Source organism: Nocardiopsis sp. YSL2 (assembly GCF_030555055.1).
In the GTDB taxonomy this organism is placed as follows: domain Bacteria; phylum Actinomycetota; class Actinomycetes; order Streptosporangiales; family Streptosporangiaceae; genus Nocardiopsis.
On record NZ_JAMOAO010000001.1, the window covers coordinates 2149118 to 2166013 of the forward strand.

A 16896-nucleotide genomic window follows, 5' to 3' on the forward strand; every position below is an offset into this window, starting at 1 on the left:
CCGAGGCCGTGGCCAGCAATTAGACCCCTTGAAGACAAGGATTGCCGACATGGCTCAGTTTAGCCCTGCCGTCCTCAGCTATGCCATCGCCCTCCTCCGGGCCCTCCTCACTCCCGCGCGCGGGCGCCACTCCGTCGCCGCCCGCCGACGCCGCTCCACCAGGGTCCGCCGCTACGCGCCCGTTCCCGCTCCCGCGCAGGCCAGCGCCCCACCGGCACCTCGCCCCTCGCCCCGCCTGGCCCCTCCCCGCGAACGCATCCCGGCCGAAGACGTCGCCCTCGTGCGCGGCTATTACCGGGCCTTCGAGAACGAACGCGATCTCGCCCGTGTGCAGGCCCAGGCCCGCGCACGCCTCGACCGCTGGGCCGCCACACCCTCGGGCTCCCCGCTTCCGATCACGTCTCCGACGCCTTCCGGAGACCTCCTCGCGCCCGTGCCCGTGACCGTGCCCCGCCCCCGGCAGTCGGCCGACGACCTGTCCGAACTCCGCCGGGTCACCCGCGTCTGGATCGAGCAGCAGCGCACGGCGGTGGCCGTATGACGTACGCACACACCGAGGAGGCACGCCCGGTCGTCTTCTGGGAACACCGCACCTACCCCGGCCACCTGTCCGAACTCAGGCGGGTCCGCGCCGACCTCGCCACCGACCTGGCCGGATTCGATGCCGACCTGGTCGACACCCTCCAACTCGTCACCAGCGAACTGTTCGCCAACGGGGTCAAGTACACCCGCGCCGACCCCCCGTTCAAGGAGGTCATCAGGGCCCTGTCCATGCCCGACCCAGCCACCCTGCGCGTGTCCCTGAGCGACTGCGGCGGAGGCGGCGGGGCGCCCCGCATCCCGAACGAGCGCACCGACCTCGAATGGGACTGGGCCGAGTGCCAGCGCGGACTCGTCCTCGTCGAGAACCTGTCCACAGCCTGGGGACACTTCCGACTCGCCCCCTGGGCCGACCTCGGCACCCACGTCTGGGCCGAGTTCACGGTGGACCCGGCCAGCACCCCGCCTGACCTGTACCCCTACGTCTTCGCCCACTGACCGATCAGCATCCACCCTCGACAGACAGGACCCCCTTGCCCACCCGCGACCACGAGATCCCGCTGCGGATCATCCAGAACCAACCCGCCATGGTGCCCGTCCTGCTCAAAGAGGCTCTGGGCATCGACGTCCCCTGGCATACCGAGGCGGTCAACACAAGCCCGGTGATGACCAACTGCGACCCAAAGGAACTCAACAGCGACGGCGCGGTCCTGCTGCGTGACGGTGGCAGGAACGTTCTGGCGATCGTGGTCGAACGCCAGAACGGCCGCGACTACGACAAGCGCTACAGCTGGCCCGCCTACCTCACCACACTGCGGCTAAGGCTCGAATGCCCCGCAATACTCATGGTCCTGTGTCCGAACGAGGCCATCGCCCGCTGGTGCGCCACCCCGATTTCCATCGGACACCCGGGATTCGATCTGACACCTCTCACGATCGGCCCGTCCGAGATGCCGGTGATCGTGATCCCGGCCCAGGCACGAGCGGCCCCCGAGGTCTCGGTCTTCTCGGCCCGTGTCCATGGAAACACCGAACCGGGCACGTTGAAGGCGTTCGTGGAAGCCCTGGACGCCACCTCCGAGCAGCACCGACTGTTTTACTATGACTACGTCCTGGCCGGTCTCAACGAGGCCGCCCGGAAGGAGCTGGAGGGCTTGATGTCCGTGGAAACCTACGAATGGCAGAGTGACTTCGCCAAGAAGTACGTCGGGATGGGCCGGGAAGAGGGCCGGGAAGAGGGCCGCGCGGCTGAGGCGGCCCGGAACGTGATCGCGGTACTCCAGGCCCGCGGGTTCGCTGTATCCGACGAAGAGCGGTCCAGGATCACCAGCTGCACCGACTTGGCGACCCTGGAGAAGTGGGTGCCCAAGGCCGTCACCGTCGAGCGGCCCGCAGACCTCTTCGACTGAACGTTTGACCTATGCCGACCGGTCCCGGGCGCTTCCCGGGGCCGGTTCGGTCGGATCAGGGCAGGATCTTGACCGCACTGGACCACCCCAGGCCGAGCCGGTCCTGCATGGTCATCACCAGGAACTGGAACGCCTCCAGCTCCCGTGCCCGACGCAGCGCGCCGGCGTCCAGGGGTCGCAGACCGCCGTCGCGCACGAGCTTGGCGACCGTCTCCTTCGCGCCGTCGTCGTCGGAGGCGAGGAACACGTCGAGCGGTCGGCCGTCCACCTCGCCGGCCACGAGCGTGCTCGCGAAGGTCGTGTTGAACGCTTTGACCAAGCGGGCCCCAGGATTCTCGGCTGCGATCTCCTCGGCCGCGGAGACCCCGGGCGGCACGACCAGGGAGTCGAAGGTCGTGAAGTCCACCGGGTTGGAGATGTCCACCACGACCGGGTGCGTCTGCGGAAGCTGCTGGATCACCTCGCGCCCGGCCGGGTAGGGCACGGCCAGAACGACCACGGCCGCGCCCGTGGCGCCCTCGTCGAGTGACGAGCCCCCCGTGGCCGTACCCCCGGTGTCGTCCGACAGCTCCATGGCGAGGTTCTCAGCCTTGGCCGCCGTCCTGTCGACCAGACGTACCTGGTGTCCTCCCGCCAGTGCCCGGGTCGCGATGCCACGAGCCATGTTCCCGGCGCCAACAATCGTGACGATCATCGTCCCCCCTCGGGTTCGGCTGTCCTGCGTGCACGATCACCAGGTTCCTGCCGGGAAGGCCGTGCGAGCGGGACTGACGCGCCGAACGGCCGGACCTTGGTCGACGGATGACCGGGCCCAGGCACGTACTCCACCCATCCTCGATACTCGATCTCGCGACACACGAAAATCTCCAGTGGTGAGAGTAGACATCCGCCGGAGGTACTGCTAGATTTCCTGTCGTAGCCAAAGAGATCCACCGCAGGACCACCGGATACGCCGGTGGAGAGCAGGACCGGCATCCCGCCAGCACCGGGGATACCGGAGCAGTACAGAAGGACCGGAGTCCCGCTGGTACAGGGGATTCCGCAGCAGGACCGGAGTCCCGCCAGGACGGGGGAAGCCGGAGCAGTACAGAAGGACGCGGTAGGGCTCGACCGGCGCGCATCGCAGTACGGCGTCGGGAGCCGGTAGCACCGCAGCAGGACCGATATCCCGCCAACACGGGGGACATCGGAGCAGGAAAGAAGGACCGGCATCTCGCTCACACAGGAGAGGCCGGAGCAGGATGCAGGACCGGTTTTCCGCTCACACAGGGAAGACCGCAGCAGGACCGGAGTCCCGCCAGCACGGGGGAAGCCGGAGCAGTACAGAAGGACGCGGTAGGGCTCGACCGGCGCGCATCGCAACACGGCGTCGGGAGCCGGTAGCACCGCTCAGCAGGAAACGCAGGAAGAGATCGAGAGGAGTAGATGCCATCAGGATCGCCCGGGCGTGGGCTTGTTCCGCTCGGGTACCGCAGGCCCCGGTTCGGAAGAAGGTGGTCCACGGTCTCACAACCGCGATCCCCGCGATCCCGTCCCAGCTTGACCTCGGGAAGCGGAAGACCGGCATCCGCCGGTAGGTGGTATTGAACTCTCGGGCCCCGGCGCCACTCGGCGCTGGGGCCCTCGACGTGCGTTCAGGAGAGAGAAAGAAGAGCGCTTGTCCCGTCACACAACCGGTGACCGGTTTGACGATGATGACTATCCCGCCTACACCATGGGCCGCGCCGCGGAGATGATCGGCTCCACGCCGGCGTTCCTGCGCGCCCTCGGCGACGCCAAGCTGATCGAGCCACTGCGCTCGGAGGGCGGCCACCGCCGTTTCTCGCGTTACCAGCTCAGGATCGCCTCCCGTGCCCGCGAACTCGTCGACGAGGGCACCCCGATCGAGGCCGCCTGCAGGATCATCATCCTGGAGGACCAGCTGGAGGAGGCGCAGCGCATCAACGAGAAGCTGCGGTCGTCCGAACGGCAGGAAAGGGCCTGAGCCCCGGCTCGGAGCAGCGATACCCGGGCGCCGACGGGTAGGGCCCCGAGGTCAGCAACGTCCTCAGGGCCCCGGTCGACCCCTCCGCGGAGGGGTGTCAGGTCAGTCGCACGACTGACCGTTCAACGTGAACTCCTCAGGCGTACCCGGAGTCCCGTCAGTGGCGCCGTTGAAGCCGACCGTCACCGAGTCCCCCGGTTCGATCCGGGCGTTCCACCCGGCGTCGGTGACCGTGACGGTACCCGCCTCCTGTTCGTGGCTGCCGCCCCACAGGCTCGTGACCTGCTCACCCGCGGTGAAGGACCAGGCCAGTTCCCAGCCGTCCACGGTCTCGGTCCCGGTGTTGGTGACCACCACGTCGGCGCCGAATCCGCCCGACCAGGCGCCGCTGACCGTGTACGCGACGTCGCACGCGCCCGGGTCCGGTGAGGGGTCCTCGGAGGGGCTGGGCGAGGGGTCGGGGTCCTCGGTCGGGCTCGGCGAGGGCGACGGGTCCGGGTCCGGGTTCCCGCCTCCGTCGGCGAGGTCGCCGTAGATGATCCCGCGCCCGTTGGTCCCGATGTAGACCCGCCCGTAGACGTCCGGGTCGCCCGTGACCACCGAGCCGGTCCAACCCCACTGGTGCTCGTCGTCGTTGATCCGCGTCCAGCTCTCCCCCGCGTCGTCGGAGCGGAAGATCCCGCGGACGCCGTCGATCCGGGAGCTGGTGTAGACGGCCGGGTAGTCCGCGCCGGGCGCCGGCGCGCCGAAGCCCACCGCGTCGCCCTCGTCCACGGCCTCGATCCGCTCGAACGTGGCGCCCGCGTCGGTGGACCGCCACATGCCGTACTCACCGTCCTCATCGCCACCCGCGACCCACACGTCGCCGGTGTGGCCGGGAACGGCGCCGAAACGGATATCGCCCTCGGGCGGCAGGCTCGTGTCGCCGGAGGCGGTGAAGGTCGCGCCGCCGTCGGTGCTGGTGTAGAAGGTGCCGTCGGCGACCGCGTAGAACACGTCCGGGTCGACCCGGTCGGCTTCCACCCGCGCCCCCGTGGGCACGCCGGAGGAGGCGGTCCAGGAGGACCCGGTGGTCGTGGACACGTGGACGCCCGCGCCGTCGGCGCTCCACAGGATCGCGGAACCGTCCGCGTTGACCGCGACGGTGCCGCCGCCGGTGACCCCGCCGGGCTCCTGCCCGCCCCACCAGCTCTGGCCGCCGTCGGTGGACACGCCGATGTGGGAGTTGGCGTCGTCCTCGGCGTTGCCGACACGGACGACCGTGTCGGGCGCCAGCTCGGCGAAGTCCACCCCGGTGCCGTTGCCCCAGTAGGGGTCCTGGTGCATCTCGTCCGGGACGGTGCCCAGGTCCTCGTGGACGAAGCCGCCGATGTCGCCCATCACCGAGACCAGCGGACCGTCGGGCAGGGCGGCGAGGTCGTGGATGGAGGTCTCCTCCAGCCCGTGGACCTTCACCTCGATGTCGACAGTGGTGTCGCTGTCCCAGTCGGTGAGGTTGTCGCTGCCGTAGATGGTGGCGCCGGTGCCGTACATGAACCGGTCGGAGTCGAAGGGGTCGATGGCCATGCCCTGGCTCATCCAGCCCAGCTTGGGCTGCGTCTCGGGTGCCTCGCCGGGCCCGCCGAAGTCCAGCCAGGGCGCGGTGGAGATGTCCATCTCGTACCGCTTATCGCGTTCGGGGTAGTTGCCCCAGTCCCAGGCCTGCGTCCAGGTCTCGCCGCGGTCGGTGCTGCGGAAGATCTGGTTGTCCGGCCACCAGGAGATCTGGGAGGTGACCATGAGGGTGTCCGGGTTCTGGCGGTCGATGGTGAGCCCGCCGTAGCCGAAGTAGCTGTCCTCGGAGGTCGAGGGGACGGGGCTGATGTTGGCCCACTCCTCGGTCCCGGTGTCGAAGCGCCACACGTCGCCGGACTCGCCGTTGTAGGGACCGGGGGTGTCGGTGGTGGCGAGGTAGAGCTGGCCGCCCTCGTGGTCCAGGACCGCGTGCGCGGGCAGGTGGCCGGTCGGCGCTCCCGCCAGCGGTTCCCAGGTCTGGCCGCCGTCCTGGCTGCGGTAGACGGGGTCGTCCAGGTCGCCGACGCCGACGTAGACGTCCTGGGTGACCGACCCGTCGGAGCCGGTGCGCCGGTCGAACTCGACCCAGATCACGCCGGTGATGTCGGTGTGGACGTCCCACTCGTCGTCGGGGTCCTCGACGTAGTCGCCCGGGTTGGGGAACTCCTCGACCTCGGCCCAGGTCTCGCCGAAGTCGGTACTGCGCCACAGGCCGTGTCCGCCCCGGGCGCCGAAGTAGACGACGCTGTTGTCGTTGGGGTCGACGGCCAGCCGCTCGCCCATGCCGCGCCCGGGCATGTTGCCGCCGAGCTTGAAGGGGAGTTCGGTGACCTCCCAGGTCTCGCCGCGGTCGTCGGAGCGCAGGATGGCGCCGTTGTTCGGGTCCCAGTCGTTGGTGTAGGTCCCGGCGGCGGCGTAGACACGGTCGGGGTCGACGGGGTCGGTGGCCAGGCTGACGATGCCCGTCCACCCCCAGTCGTCCCAGCCGATCCAGTCCAGCATCGGGTCCCAGCGCTCGGTGGAGGGGTCCCAGCGGTAGGCGCCGCCGATGTCGGTGCGGGCGTAGACGAGGTCCTGCTCGGACTCGTTGAAGATGATGTTGGGGACGTATCCGCCGCCGGCGATCTGGACGTTGTCCCAGGTGTAGGCGTCCTCCTGGGCGGCGGCCGGGTCGGGGGCGGAGTGGACGGCGGCGGTGCCCGTCGCGGTGAGCAGGACCGCGGCGGCGACCGTCACCCAGGTGCGGCCGGAGCGGGCCCGGGTCCGCGGTGGTGCGGCTCGTGCGGGAAGCGGGGGGTGTGGGGGATGTGCGGGGCGCGGAGACATGACGGACTCCAGGGGGTGGGGGGAGACCCGTCTCCGCCGGAAGTCCGACGGAGACGGGCACGAAGTCCCCATTAGTTTGATAACCCAACTAACGGAGAGCAAGGGGGTCAGCCGAGAATTTTCGAAGCGCTTCGACGATCGTGCTCCGAGAAGAGGCGGAAACGGACGGTGATCCGGCTCCGCGGGCCGGTCCGCACCACGCGGAACGCGCCGCCGGGGAGGCCGATCCGTACGGTCCGGGGTTCGACGGACCGCAGCAGCGCGGTCGCCTCGCCGCTCCCCCACTCCAGGCGGTCGACGATGACGCCGCCACGCGCCCGCAGGCCCTCGACCCGTCCCGTCGGCCAGACGCGCGGGAGCGCGGGCAGCAGGTCCACCCGCCCCTCGGTCGACCGGACGAGCATCGCGGCGACGACCGCCGGGAGGCCGCCGCCGATGTCGACGTTGAACAGCGCGCCCCGGTTGTGCGTGGAGACCAGGGTCGGCCGCCAGTACCGGGTCGCCAGGAGCGCGAGCGTCTCGTGCGCCTCCTCGGCCAGGCCGAGCCGGGCCGCCGCCAGGCCCAGCTGCACCAGCCCGAACGCCATCTCGTCGGACTCCTGCCCGCGCCACCAGGAGAGCCGGGACCGGACGGTGCGGACGGCGGCCGCGCGCAGGCGGGGATCGGCGAAGGCGGGGTCGGGCTCGTACCAGAGCGGGAAGAGGTGGGAGGCGTGGCGGTGGGCGTGCTGGTCGCGCTGGTCCACGGGCCCGGCGGCACTCGCCCACTCGGCGAGCTCCCCGTCGGCGGAGATCCGGTAACCGGGCACACGGGCGGCCAGGCGCAGCCAGCGGCGCGTGCCGGGCAGCCCCAGTTCGCGGTGGGCGCGCACGAGGTTGCGGGTGAGGTCGCGCACGGCGGCGACGTCGAGGGTGGCGTTGACGGCGGCCTGGCCGTCGCCGTCCGCCGGGGTGTTCTCCGGTGAGTAGGAGGGCACGAAGCCGTCCTCGGTGAGGAAGTCCTCGTGGAACTCCGCGGCCGCGGTGAGGAAGGGCAGCGCCCGGTCGCGCAGGAAGGAGCGGTCGCGCGTGTGGGCGAAGTGGTCCCAGTACAGCCGCGCCATCCAGGCGGCTCCGGAGGTCCAGCAGGTCAGGCACCACTCGGGGCCGAAGTGGTTGTGCCGGCCGCTGGTGGAGGCGTGCGGCGGCAGGAGCAGGCCCCGGCACCCGTACAGGCGGCGGGCGTTCTCGGCGAGGTCGGGGACCATACCGTCGAGGAGGTCGAAGAGGCCGTGCATGAGTTCGGGCGTGCCGGTGGTGTGGAGGGCGGCCACGGCGGAGGGCAGGTTGCCGTCGAAGGTGTAGCCGGAGCGCCAGGGAGGGCCGTACGTGCCGCTCCAGACCCCCTGGAGGGTGGGCGGCAGGTCGCCGCAGCTGGACACGATCGCGTACCGGCCGGCGTCGACCAGCCGGGCCACCAGCTCGGGTGTCGCCCCCGCCGACAGGAGTTCCTCCCCCGTCACGTCCGTCTCCGGGCCGCCTCCCTCGGACCCCGGCCCGCCGAGATGGAGGCGGAAGCGGCCCATCAGCTCGCCGTGGACCTCCCGGTGGCGGGCCAGGTGTTCGTCGAAGTCGGTGGTCGGCGCCTCCGACGGCTCGACCTGCGGCGGGCCGGACTCCCCCGGGGCGCCGACCCGGACACGGGAGGTGACCAGCAGGCGGGCGACGCCCCGGACCCGCAGGCCACCCGGGACGGCCTCCACCCGGCCGCCCTCCGCGCCGACCTCGCACGTCACCGCGTACCCCGGCAGGGTGCCCGGCGGGCGTGCGGGGAATCCGACCCGCACCGACAACCGGTCCGTCCGGATCTCGGAATCGATGGCGACTGGAACGGGGGGCTCTTCGTCCAGAAGGGTGAGCCGCAGCAGCCCGTCCAGTCCCCCGGTCCCCGGCCGGGTGAACTCGGCGACCACGGCGTCGGCCGCGCCGGGGGCGCGCGAGGCGAAGACCCGGTGGACCGTGCCGTCCGGCAGGTGCTCGGTCACCACGCCCGAGTCGGGCGCGCAGCGGCGCGATACCGGCCCGGCCCCGGGCGCGGTCGGCGCGAAGCCCAGGACGGCGGCGCCCACCAGGGGATCGATCCACCGCGTGTCGGCGTAGCCCGGGTCCTCGGCGGCGGCGAACGCGGTGATCCGCTCGGCCGCCGCCCGGGACCGGCCCCGCCGCAGCAGGGAGCGCAGCTCAGGGAGGATCAGCGCGGTCCCGGGGGCGGGCAGGGATGCGCTGACCGGCAGGAACAGCCGTTCGTGGGCGAGGGTCAGCGCGGTCCGGTCGGCGGTGGCGTGGGCGAGCGCGCCCACCCGGCCGTTGCCGGTGATGAGTGCGTCCTCCCAGTCACGGACGGGGTGGCGGGTGAGGATGGGCGGGATGTCGGCCATCGGGGCTCCAGGGGTGAGGGGTGCCCGTGCGGGCGGTCACTCGCCATACTTAGTTGTCTTTCACCCCCAATCAAGGAGTCCCGCATGTCCGCTCCACTCTGGTTCGGCGGCGACTACAACCCTGAGCAGTGGCCCGAGGCGGTCCAGGTCGAGGACGTCGAGCTCATGCGCGCGGCCGGGGTCACCCTGGTCACCGTCGGCGTCTTCTCCTGGGCGCTCCTGGAACCGGCGGAGGGCGAGTACCGGTTCGAGTGGCTCGACCGTGTCCTGGACCGGTTGCACGGCGCCGGGATCGCGGTCGCCCTGGCCACGCCGACCGCCTCGCCCCCGCCGTGGTTCAGCCTCGCCCACCCCGACGCGATGCCCGTGACCGGCGACGGCACCCGGCTCACGCACGGCAGCCGGGACACCTACGACGTGTGCGCCCCGGCCTACCGGGAGGCGTCGGTGCGCGTCGCCGGGGCCCTCGCCGACCGCTACGCCCACCACCCGGCGCTGGCCATGTGGCACGTGCACAACGAGTACGGCTCCTGGACGCACTCCGAGCACGCCGCCCGCGCGTTCCGCGACTGGCTGCGCCGCCGACACGACGACCTGGACACGCTCAACCGCGCGTGGACCACCTCCTTCTGGAGCCAGAACTACACGGCGTGGGAGCAGGTCCAGCCGCCGCGCGCCACCCAGTACCTGCCCAACCCGGCGCACGTGCTGGACTTTCGGCGGTTCCTGTCGGACGAGATGCTCGACCACTTCCTGGACCAGGCCGACGTTCTGCGCCGGGCCCGACCGGAGGTGCCGGTGACGACCAACTTCGCCTTCGGCGACTGGGTGCCGGTCGACCCCTGGCGGTGGGCCGAGCACCTGGACTTCATCGCGGTGGACGACTACCCCGACCGGACGGGGACCGACGGCGCCGAGCAGACCGCGTTCGCGGCGGACCTGGCGCGCTCGTGGGCCGGCCGCGTGCCCCGTCCGGGGCGCCCGTGGCTGCTGATGGAGCAGGCGGCGGGGGTGGCCTACACAGGGGAGATCACCCGTTCCAAGCCGCCGGGCGAGATCGCGCGGTACAGCATGACGCACGTCGCGCGCGGCTCCCAGGGCGCGATGTTCTTCCAGTGGAGGGCCTCGCGGGGCGGCTCCGAGCAGTGGCACTCGGGGATGGTGCCGCACGCCGGACCGGACTCGCGGATCTTCCGGGAGGTGTGCGACCTGGGCGGTGTCCTGGGCCGGATCGCGGAGGCGCGCGAGTCCGACGTGGTCGCCGACGCGGCGGTCACGTGGGACCCCGAGTGCTGGTGGGCCCTGGGCAGTCCGTCCCTGCCCGCCCGCACGGACTACCTGGAGGCGGTGCGCCAGGTGCACCGTGTGCTGTGGCGGTCGGGCCGCACAGTGGACTTCGTCCGCCCCGACCGGCCGCTGCCGCCGGTGCCCCTGCTGGTCGTCCCCGCGCTGTACCTGCTGTCCGACGAGGCGGCGCAGCGGCTGGCCGACTTCACCGCGGGCGGCGGCACGCTCGTGGTGACCTACCTCAGCGGGGTGGCCGACCCGGACTCCACGGTGCGCGTGGGCGGGTACCCGGGCGCGCTGCGCGACCTGCTCGGGGTGCGGGTGGAGGAGTTCTTCCCGCTGTTCCCCGGGGAGACGGCCGCGCTCGACCTGGGTTCGGTCCGCGAGGAGGTCACGCAGTGGAGCGAGCGCGTCCACCTGGAGGGGGCCGACGCGGTGGCCCGGTACGCGGGCGGGCAGTTGGACGGCGAACCGGCGGTGACCCGCCACCGGTACGGCGCCGGGGAGGCCTGGTACGTGTCGGCGCGGCTGACCGACCGGGGGCTGGGCAGCCTGATCGCCGAGGCGGCGGGCACGGGGCCGTTCCCCGAACCGGAGCTGGACGTGGTGCGGCGGGTGGGCGACGGGGGCGTGTGGGTGTTCGTCACCAACCACGGCACGGGCCCGCGGCGGATCGACCCCGTGCGGCTGGGCCTGGACTCCGACGCCCACGACCTGGTCTCCGGCCGTGCCGCCGACGGGCTGATGGTGCCGGGAGGAGGCTTCGCCGTACTGCGGGGGCACGCCACCGCCAATTAGTTGTTCCTCTAGACAAACTAAGCACTCTCTGGGCAGACTGAGCGGGCCGACTGATCTCGCCACTCCTGGAGACACGCATGAACGACTTCCGCCCGGCGCCCGAGGACAAGTTCACCTTCGGTCTGTGGACCGTGGGCTGGCGCGGGGTCAACACGTTCGGCGACCCGGTTCGGCCGCCGCTGGACGGCGCCGACGCCGTCCGGCGGCTGGCCGAACTGGGCGCCCACGGGATCACCTTCCACGACGACGACCTCATACCGCCCGGCAGTTCCGGCGCCGAGCGGGACGCGATCCTCAAGCGCTTCAGGGGCGCACTGGAGGAGACCGGCCTGGCCGTCCCCATGGTCACCACCAACCTCTTCACCCACCCGGTGTTCCGGGACGGCGGCTTCACCTCCAACAGCCGCGACGTGCGCCGGTACGCGCTGCGCAAGGTCATCCGCAACATCGACCTCGCGGTGTCCATGGGCGCCACCACCTACGTGTGCTGGGGCGGCCAGGACGGCGCGGAGACCGAGGCGGGCAAGAACGACGCCGCGGCGCTGGACCGGCTGCGCGAGGCCTTCGACCTGCTGTGCGCCTACGTGCGGGAGCAGGGCTACGACCTGCGGTTCGCCATCGAGCCCAAGCCCAACGAGCCGCGCGGCGACGTGCTGCTGCCGACCGTGGGCCACGCCCTGGCCTTCATCAACGAGCTGGAGCACCCCGAGATGGTCGGGGTCAACCCGGAGGTCGGCCACGAGCAGATGGCCGGGCTCAACTTCGCGCACGGCGTCGCCCAGGCGCTGTGGGCGGGCAAGCTCTTCCACATCGACCTCAACGGGCAGCGCGGCGTCAAGTACGACCAGGACCTGCGCTTCGGCGCGGGGGACGTCAAGGAGGCGTTCTTCCTGGTCGACCTGTTGGAGAACGAGGGCTACGACGGGCCCCGCCACTTCGACTTCAAGCCGCCGCGGACGGAGGACATGAGCGGCGTGTGGGAGTCGGCGCGGGCGTGCATGCGCAACTACCTCATCCTGCGGGAGAAGGCCCGTGCCTTCCGCGCCGACCCCGAGGTGGCCGCCGCGCTGGAGGCCGCCCGGGTGCCGGAGCTGTCCCGGCCCACGCTCGCCGAGGGCGAGAGCGTCGCGGACCTGCTGACCGAGGAGATCGACCTGGCGGAGGTCGGCGAGCGCGGCTACCACTTCGAGAAGCTGGACCAGCTGGCCCTGGAGCACCTCTTCGGCGTCCGGTAGCCGTTGGGGGCGGTCGTCGGTCGGTGCCGCCCGTCACCGGCCGACGAGGACGGTCGAGCGCCGCCCGCGCGACCGCGTAACGTGCCCGTACCGGCTACGGCGTCCTGCCGTGGCCGGTACCGGACGGTTCCGCGTCAGCGCGCGGGCAGGGAGTAGCGGAGCTTCTCCTTCGCGCGGGCGCCCAGGCGGTCGTAGAAGCGTGTCGCGCCCTCGTTCCACGCCGGGGTCTGCCACCGCACCTCGTCGAGACCTCGGCGGCGGGCCTCGGCCACGACCGCGTCCACCAACTGGGCGCCGAGCCCCTGTCCGCGGGTGCCGTCGCGGAGGAAGAGGCAGTCCATGTGCAGGTACTCGCGTCCCGCCCAGGTGGAGAGCTCCGGGGAGCACGTCGCGTAGCCGACGACCTCGCCCCCGGCGGACTCCGCCACCAGGCACGCGAGCCGGGGCTCAGGGGTGTCGAACAGCAGGGCCGCCAGGCGTTGCCCGAGGTCCGGGGCGGGCGGCGGCGCCTTCTCGTAGGCGGCGTGCTCGGCGGCGAGCGCGACGACGCGGGGCAGGTCCGCGCGGCGCGCCGCCCGGACCCGCGGGGCGGCGGTCATCGGACCTCCCCCTCCAGGGTGTCGGCGCCCCACGCGGTCAGACGGTTCCCGATGCCGTCCCGGCCGTCCAGGACGTGGCGGGTGAACGCGTCCCGCTCGTGGGCCAGGATCGCCGCCTCCCACACGCAGGGGGCCAGGCCGGCGCGCCCCGGCCGGAGCTGTTCGGGCCGCCCGGCCGGGCCGCTGAAGATCACCAGGTCCGACATGTGGCCCTCGATCCAGTTGTGCACGAGGACGTAGTCACCGTCCCCGCCCGCGTGGACGATGAGGACCGCGAGCCCGAGGGAGCCGCGGGCGCTCCCCAGCCCCAGGTGCCCCTCGGCGATGCGCAGGGCCTGCGCCTCGACCTGGGTGCTCACCAGGCGGCGCGGCGCCTCCAGGGCGTAGGACTTGACCAGGTGGCCGCCGAGCTCCCTGGTGCCCAGGGCGCGGGACGTACGTGCGTGGTGCTGCCCGGCCAGGGCGAGCAGGGCGTGCGCGTCGACGGCCCCAGGAGTCGCGTCGAGTTCTTCGTCGTGTTCGCTCACCCGGACATTATGGGCCCGGCGCACCCGGCGCGTGCGCCGCGAACTCCGCACGGCACGCGTCGGAGCAGAACCACCTGGCACCCCCGTCCACCTCCAGACCCGGGCCGGCTCCGATCCGGACCGGGCGACCGCAGACCGGGTCGGCGACCATCCCCGCGAGGTCGTGGAAGCGCCCGTCCTCCAGCCACAGCGTCCGGCTCGCGATCTCTCGTAGCCGGTCGTCGTGGCTGACCATGATGACGCTCCGCCCGTCCCGCGCGGCTAGGTCTCGGATGCGGCGTCCGACCTCCCGGCCGGTACCAGAGTCGAGGTTCGCGGTGGGTTCGTCGGCCAGGAGCAGCGCGGGTCCGTTGACGAGGGCGCGCGCCACCGCGACCCTCTGCTTCTCGCCTCCGGACAGCTCATCGGGCCGGAAGGACAGCCGGGCGCCGAGACCGACCTGGTCCAGCGCCTCCTCGGCCCGCTCGCGCGCCGCTCGGCCCCGGACCCCGGCGAGATTGCGGGCCAAGGCGACGTTCTCCAGCGCGGTCAGCGCCGGAACGAGGTTGAAGTCCTGGAAGACGAACCCCAGGCGGCGTGCGCGGAGTCCGGGCAGGGAGCGGGCCGGTGCCGTGGCCAGATCGACACCGTCGACCACGACCGCGCCACCGGTCGGCCGCAACAGGGCTCCGAGCATGAGCAGGAGGGTCGTCTTGCCCGACCCGGACGGACCCATGATGAGCAGGGTCTCGCCGCGCGCGATGTCGAGGTCGACCCCGTCCACCGCGTTCACCCTGGTCGCACCACTCCCGTAGGTCTTGGTCAGCCCGCGTACGCGCACCAGGGCGGAGACCGTCGTTGCACCGTTCATGTCGCCCTCCGGAAGGCCGTCGCCGGATCGACCCTGGAAATGCTGCGGAGCGGTTGGACCGCTCCGACCGCCGCGGCCGCCAGCGCCGAGGCGAAGACCCATCCGATCGCGCTCGGCCGAACGTCGAGGGGGAGCGTGGTCGCGACCGCGGGCACCACGGCCGCCAGGCCGACGGTGATCGCGGTCGCGACCACCGTCGCCGACACCGCGATCCACGCGGCCTGCGCGGTCAGCGTCAGAACGAGCCGTCGCGGAGCGGCTCCGAGCGCACCGACCACGGCGTAGGACCGCAGGTTCGCCCGGGTCACGGACGACAGTACGAGGGCGATGAGCGCCAGGGACAGGGCGAACGCGATGGCGGCCATGATCCGCATGAGGTCGGCGGTCATATCGAGGACGATCCCGCGCTCCTCCTCGACGAACGCGTCCCTGGTCTGGACCGTCGTCTCCGGCAGGGCCCGGGACAGGCGCTCGGCCAGTTCGTCCGGTGACGTCCCCCGCGACGCCCCCACCAACACGTAGCTGTCGACCGGCCGGTCGAGCTCCGCGAAACCCGACCGGTTCAGGAAGGCCGTCGTGTTGGCGACGTTGGTACCGCCCGTGCTCAGTCCGACGACCGTGAACTCCCGTCCGGCGACCACCACCGTGTCACCCACGGCGACGCCCATGTCCTCGGCCGCCCCGGAGTCGACCACGGTCTCCCCGGCCCCGGGCGGACGGCCCTCGGCCAGCTCCGCCGGACCGCCGCGGCCGGTGTCCACGTCGTAGCCGAAGACGTAGCTCAGCTGCTCGTCTCCGCCGGCGCTGATGGTGCCGGTCATGAACGCCAGGCTCTCGGCCCACGCGATGCCGTCGACGGCCGCCGCACGCTCCGCGGTGTCCGGGGGCAGGGTCGAGGACGACATGTGCAGGGTCCGGACCCCCTCCTGGGAGACGATCACGTCGGCGGGTGAAGTGCGCAGATAGTGCGTGACCTGGTTCATCGCCCCGGAGATGATCGCGTCGAACAAGAGCACGAGGGCGAGCGCCACCGCGACACCGCCGACGGCGAGCCAGGCGCGGCGTCGATCCGCGAACAGAGTGCGGCGCGCGAGCGGGACGGAGGCCGGGCGCCTCATGTCGTGTCCCTGAAGGCCTCGGCCGGGTCGGTCCGGCCGACACCGTGCACGGGGAACACGCCGGCGAGCAGGGCCATCACGACGGTCGCGGCGACGAGCAGCCCGATCTCCCGACCGGTGAGGACGACGGGGAACTGCGGGCGCCACCAGGAGACCGCCGTACGCGCCACGAGGAACAGGACGGCGCCGCAGGCCGCCCCGGCGAGGGTGGTCGCGGCGACGTGGGCGATCGCGAACCGGTACAGGCGCGCACGACCGCCGCCCAGCGCGGCGACGACCCCCATCAGGCGGTGCTGCTCCCGCACAGCGCCGTAGGAGGTCAGTCCGACGACCAGGACTCCGGTGGTGAAGGCGAGGAGCGCCATGAGGCCGAGGGGCCGCCCGAAGGCGCGTGTGGCGAACCTCGTCTCCGTGGCGTTCACCTCGTCACCGTCCACGACGGCCAGGCCCTGCTCGCGCAGCAGCGGGGCGACGGATTCGGGAACGTCCGTGCCGACGATCACGAAGGTCGTGGAGGCGGGGTCACGCAGCATCGCGTCCGTCGCCGAGTGCGGGAGGAACACGAAGGCGGTCATGGAGCTGAAGCTGCCCCGCGAGACGCCGACCACGCGGACACCGGCCCCGGCGACGTCGATCCGGTCACCCGTCTCCAGCCCGTGCTGGGCGGCCAGGACCTCGTCGACCACGGCCTCGTCGTCGGCGACCGGCGTGCGGCCCTCCGCCAGGTCCCAGGGTCCGCCGCGCCCGTCGGGCTCGTAGCCCACCACGGTGACGGCCACCTTCTGGTCGTGCATGTCGAGGATCGCGAAGAACGACCGGGCCGGGAACGCCCACCGCACTCCGGGGGTCTCGCGTGCCGTCTCCACGGCCGAGCGCGGGATCCGGGCATCCGAGGTCAGGCGCTGTGCGCCCGGGGAGACGATGTAGAGCGAGCCGCCGGTGTTGTCCACATACGTGTTCGACTGCGCGACGAATCCTCCCCACAGGCCGGTGATCAGGCCCATGAGGGTGACGGCGAGCGCGACCGCGACCACGGCTCCGGCGAACCTGCCGGGCCGCTCGAGCAGTGTTCGGCGGGCCAGGGGGACCTGGCCCGCGAACCGGACTCTCCCGTCGCCCACGCTCTCTCCCCGGGATCGAGCACTTCCCTACCTCCCACGGTCACACGGGCCGCCCGCGCCGGGTAGCGCCGTTGGGACCGCGGCGACGGGACCTTGGCCCGTCCGCGAGGAGGGACGGGCGGCGTCCGGCG

Annotated in this window: 14 protein-coding genes; 6 read left to right on the forward strand and 8 right to left on the reverse strand. The window is 72.1% G+C overall.

Annotated elements, in window-relative coordinates; translation table 11 throughout:
- Positions 1 to 49 precede the first annotated feature (49 nt).
- From M1P99_RS09310 to M1P99_RS09320, 3 genes are read left to right on the forward strand one after another with little or no spacing between them, the layout of a single operon-like run.
- Positions 50 to 541: a hypothetical protein gene (locus tag M1P99_RS09310; RefSeq protein ID WP_304452254.1), complete on the forward strand. Its 492-nt coding sequence runs from the start codon at positions 50 to 52 to the stop codon at positions 539 to 541.
- Entirely contained in the window at positions 538 to 1038 is a 501-nt protein-coding gene (locus M1P99_RS09315) for an ATP-binding protein (RefSeq protein WP_304452255.1), read from the forward strand. Before M1P99_RS09310 ends, M1P99_RS09315 begins: the two co-directional genes overlap by 4 nt.
- A gap of 35 nt (positions 1039 to 1073) precedes the next feature.
- Positions 1074 to 1949: a hypothetical protein gene (locus M1P99_RS09320; RefSeq protein WP_304452256.1), complete on the forward strand. Its 876-nt coding sequence runs from the start codon at positions 1074 to 1076 to the stop codon at positions 1947 to 1949.
- Positions 1950 to 2004: 55 nt separating this feature from the next.
- Here the strand turns inward: M1P99_RS09320 and M1P99_RS09325 are convergent, their stop codons facing one another.
- A complete protein-coding gene (locus tag M1P99_RS09325) occupies positions 2005 to 2643 on the reverse strand; it encodes an NADPH-dependent F420 reductase (RefSeq protein ID WP_304452257.1) in 639 nt (212 codons plus the stop codon).
- A gap of 963 nt (positions 2644 to 3606) precedes the next feature.
- Here M1P99_RS09325 and M1P99_RS09330 point away from each other — a divergent pair.
- The gene (locus M1P99_RS09330) at positions 3607 to 3933 is read left to right on the forward strand and encodes a MerR family transcriptional regulator (protein WP_304452258.1); all 327 of its coding nucleotides are present in this window, start codon (positions 3607 to 3609) and stop codon (positions 3931 to 3933) included.
- Between the two features lie 102 nt (positions 3934 to 4035).
- On the opposite strand, the gene M1P99_RS09335 is transcribed toward M1P99_RS09330, so the two are convergent.
- Both M1P99_RS09335 and M1P99_RS09340 read right to left on the reverse strand, forming a co-directional pair.
- A complete protein-coding gene (locus M1P99_RS09335) occupies positions 4036 to 6723 on the reverse strand; it encodes a cellulose binding domain-containing protein (protein ID WP_304452259.1) in 2688 nt (895 codons plus the stop codon).
- Positions 6724 to 6920: 197 nt separating this feature from the next.
- Positions 6921 to 9230 (reverse strand): glycoside hydrolase family 95-like protein, encoded by a 2310-nt coding sequence (locus M1P99_RS09340; protein WP_304452260.1) that lies wholly within the window; start codon positions 9228 to 9230, stop codon positions 6921 to 6923.
- Between the two features lie 84 nt (positions 9231 to 9314).
- Between M1P99_RS09340 and M1P99_RS09345 the strand changes: the two genes are divergently transcribed.
- Together M1P99_RS09345 and xylA are read left to right on the forward strand one after the other, a co-directional pair.
- Complete coding sequence (locus M1P99_RS09345; RefSeq protein WP_304452261.1) at positions 9315 to 11315, forward strand: beta-galactosidase; 2001 nt, start codon at positions 9315 to 9317, stop codon at positions 11313 to 11315.
- A gap of 77 nt (positions 11316 to 11392) precedes the next feature.
- A complete protein-coding gene (gene xylA / locus M1P99_RS09350; RefSeq protein ID WP_304452262.1) occupies positions 11393 to 12550 on the forward strand; it encodes a xylose isomerase in 1158 nt (385 codons plus the stop codon).
- A gap of 134 nt (positions 12551 to 12684) precedes the next feature.
- On the opposite strand, the gene M1P99_RS09355 is transcribed toward xylA, so the two are convergent.
- From M1P99_RS09355 to M1P99_RS09375, 5 genes are read right to left on the reverse strand one after another with little or no spacing between them, the layout of a single operon-like run.
- Positions 12685 to 13149 carry a GNAT family N-acetyltransferase gene (locus M1P99_RS09355; protein ID WP_304452263.1) on the reverse strand — a complete coding sequence of 155 codons (465 nt, stop codon included), beginning with the start codon at positions 13147 to 13149 and terminating at the stop codon, positions 12685 to 12687.
- On the reverse strand, positions 13146 to 13676 hold the full coding sequence (locus M1P99_RS09360) for a hypothetical protein (protein ID WP_304452264.1): 531 nt from the start codon (positions 13674 to 13676) through the stop codon (positions 13146 to 13148). The genes M1P99_RS09355 and M1P99_RS09360 overlap by 4 nt, the downstream gene beginning before the upstream one ends.
- Positions 13677 to 13683: 7 nt before the next feature.
- Positions 13684 to 14526 carry an ABC transporter ATP-binding protein gene (locus M1P99_RS09365; RefSeq protein WP_304452265.1) on the reverse strand — a complete coding sequence of 281 codons (843 nt, stop codon included), beginning with the start codon at positions 14524 to 14526 and terminating at the stop codon, positions 13684 to 13686.
- Positions 14523 to 15644, reverse strand: coding sequence for an ABC transporter permease (locus M1P99_RS09370; protein ID WP_304452266.1), 1122 nt, complete (start codon positions 15642 to 15644; stop codon positions 14523 to 14525). Before M1P99_RS09370 ends, M1P99_RS09365 begins: the two co-directional genes overlap by 4 nt.
- A complete protein-coding gene (locus M1P99_RS09375; protein WP_304452267.1) occupies positions 15641 to 16765 on the reverse strand; it encodes an ABC transporter permease in 1125 nt (374 codons plus the stop codon). Before M1P99_RS09375 ends, M1P99_RS09370 begins: the two co-directional genes overlap by 4 nt.
- Positions 16766 to 16896 lie beyond the last annotated feature (131 nt).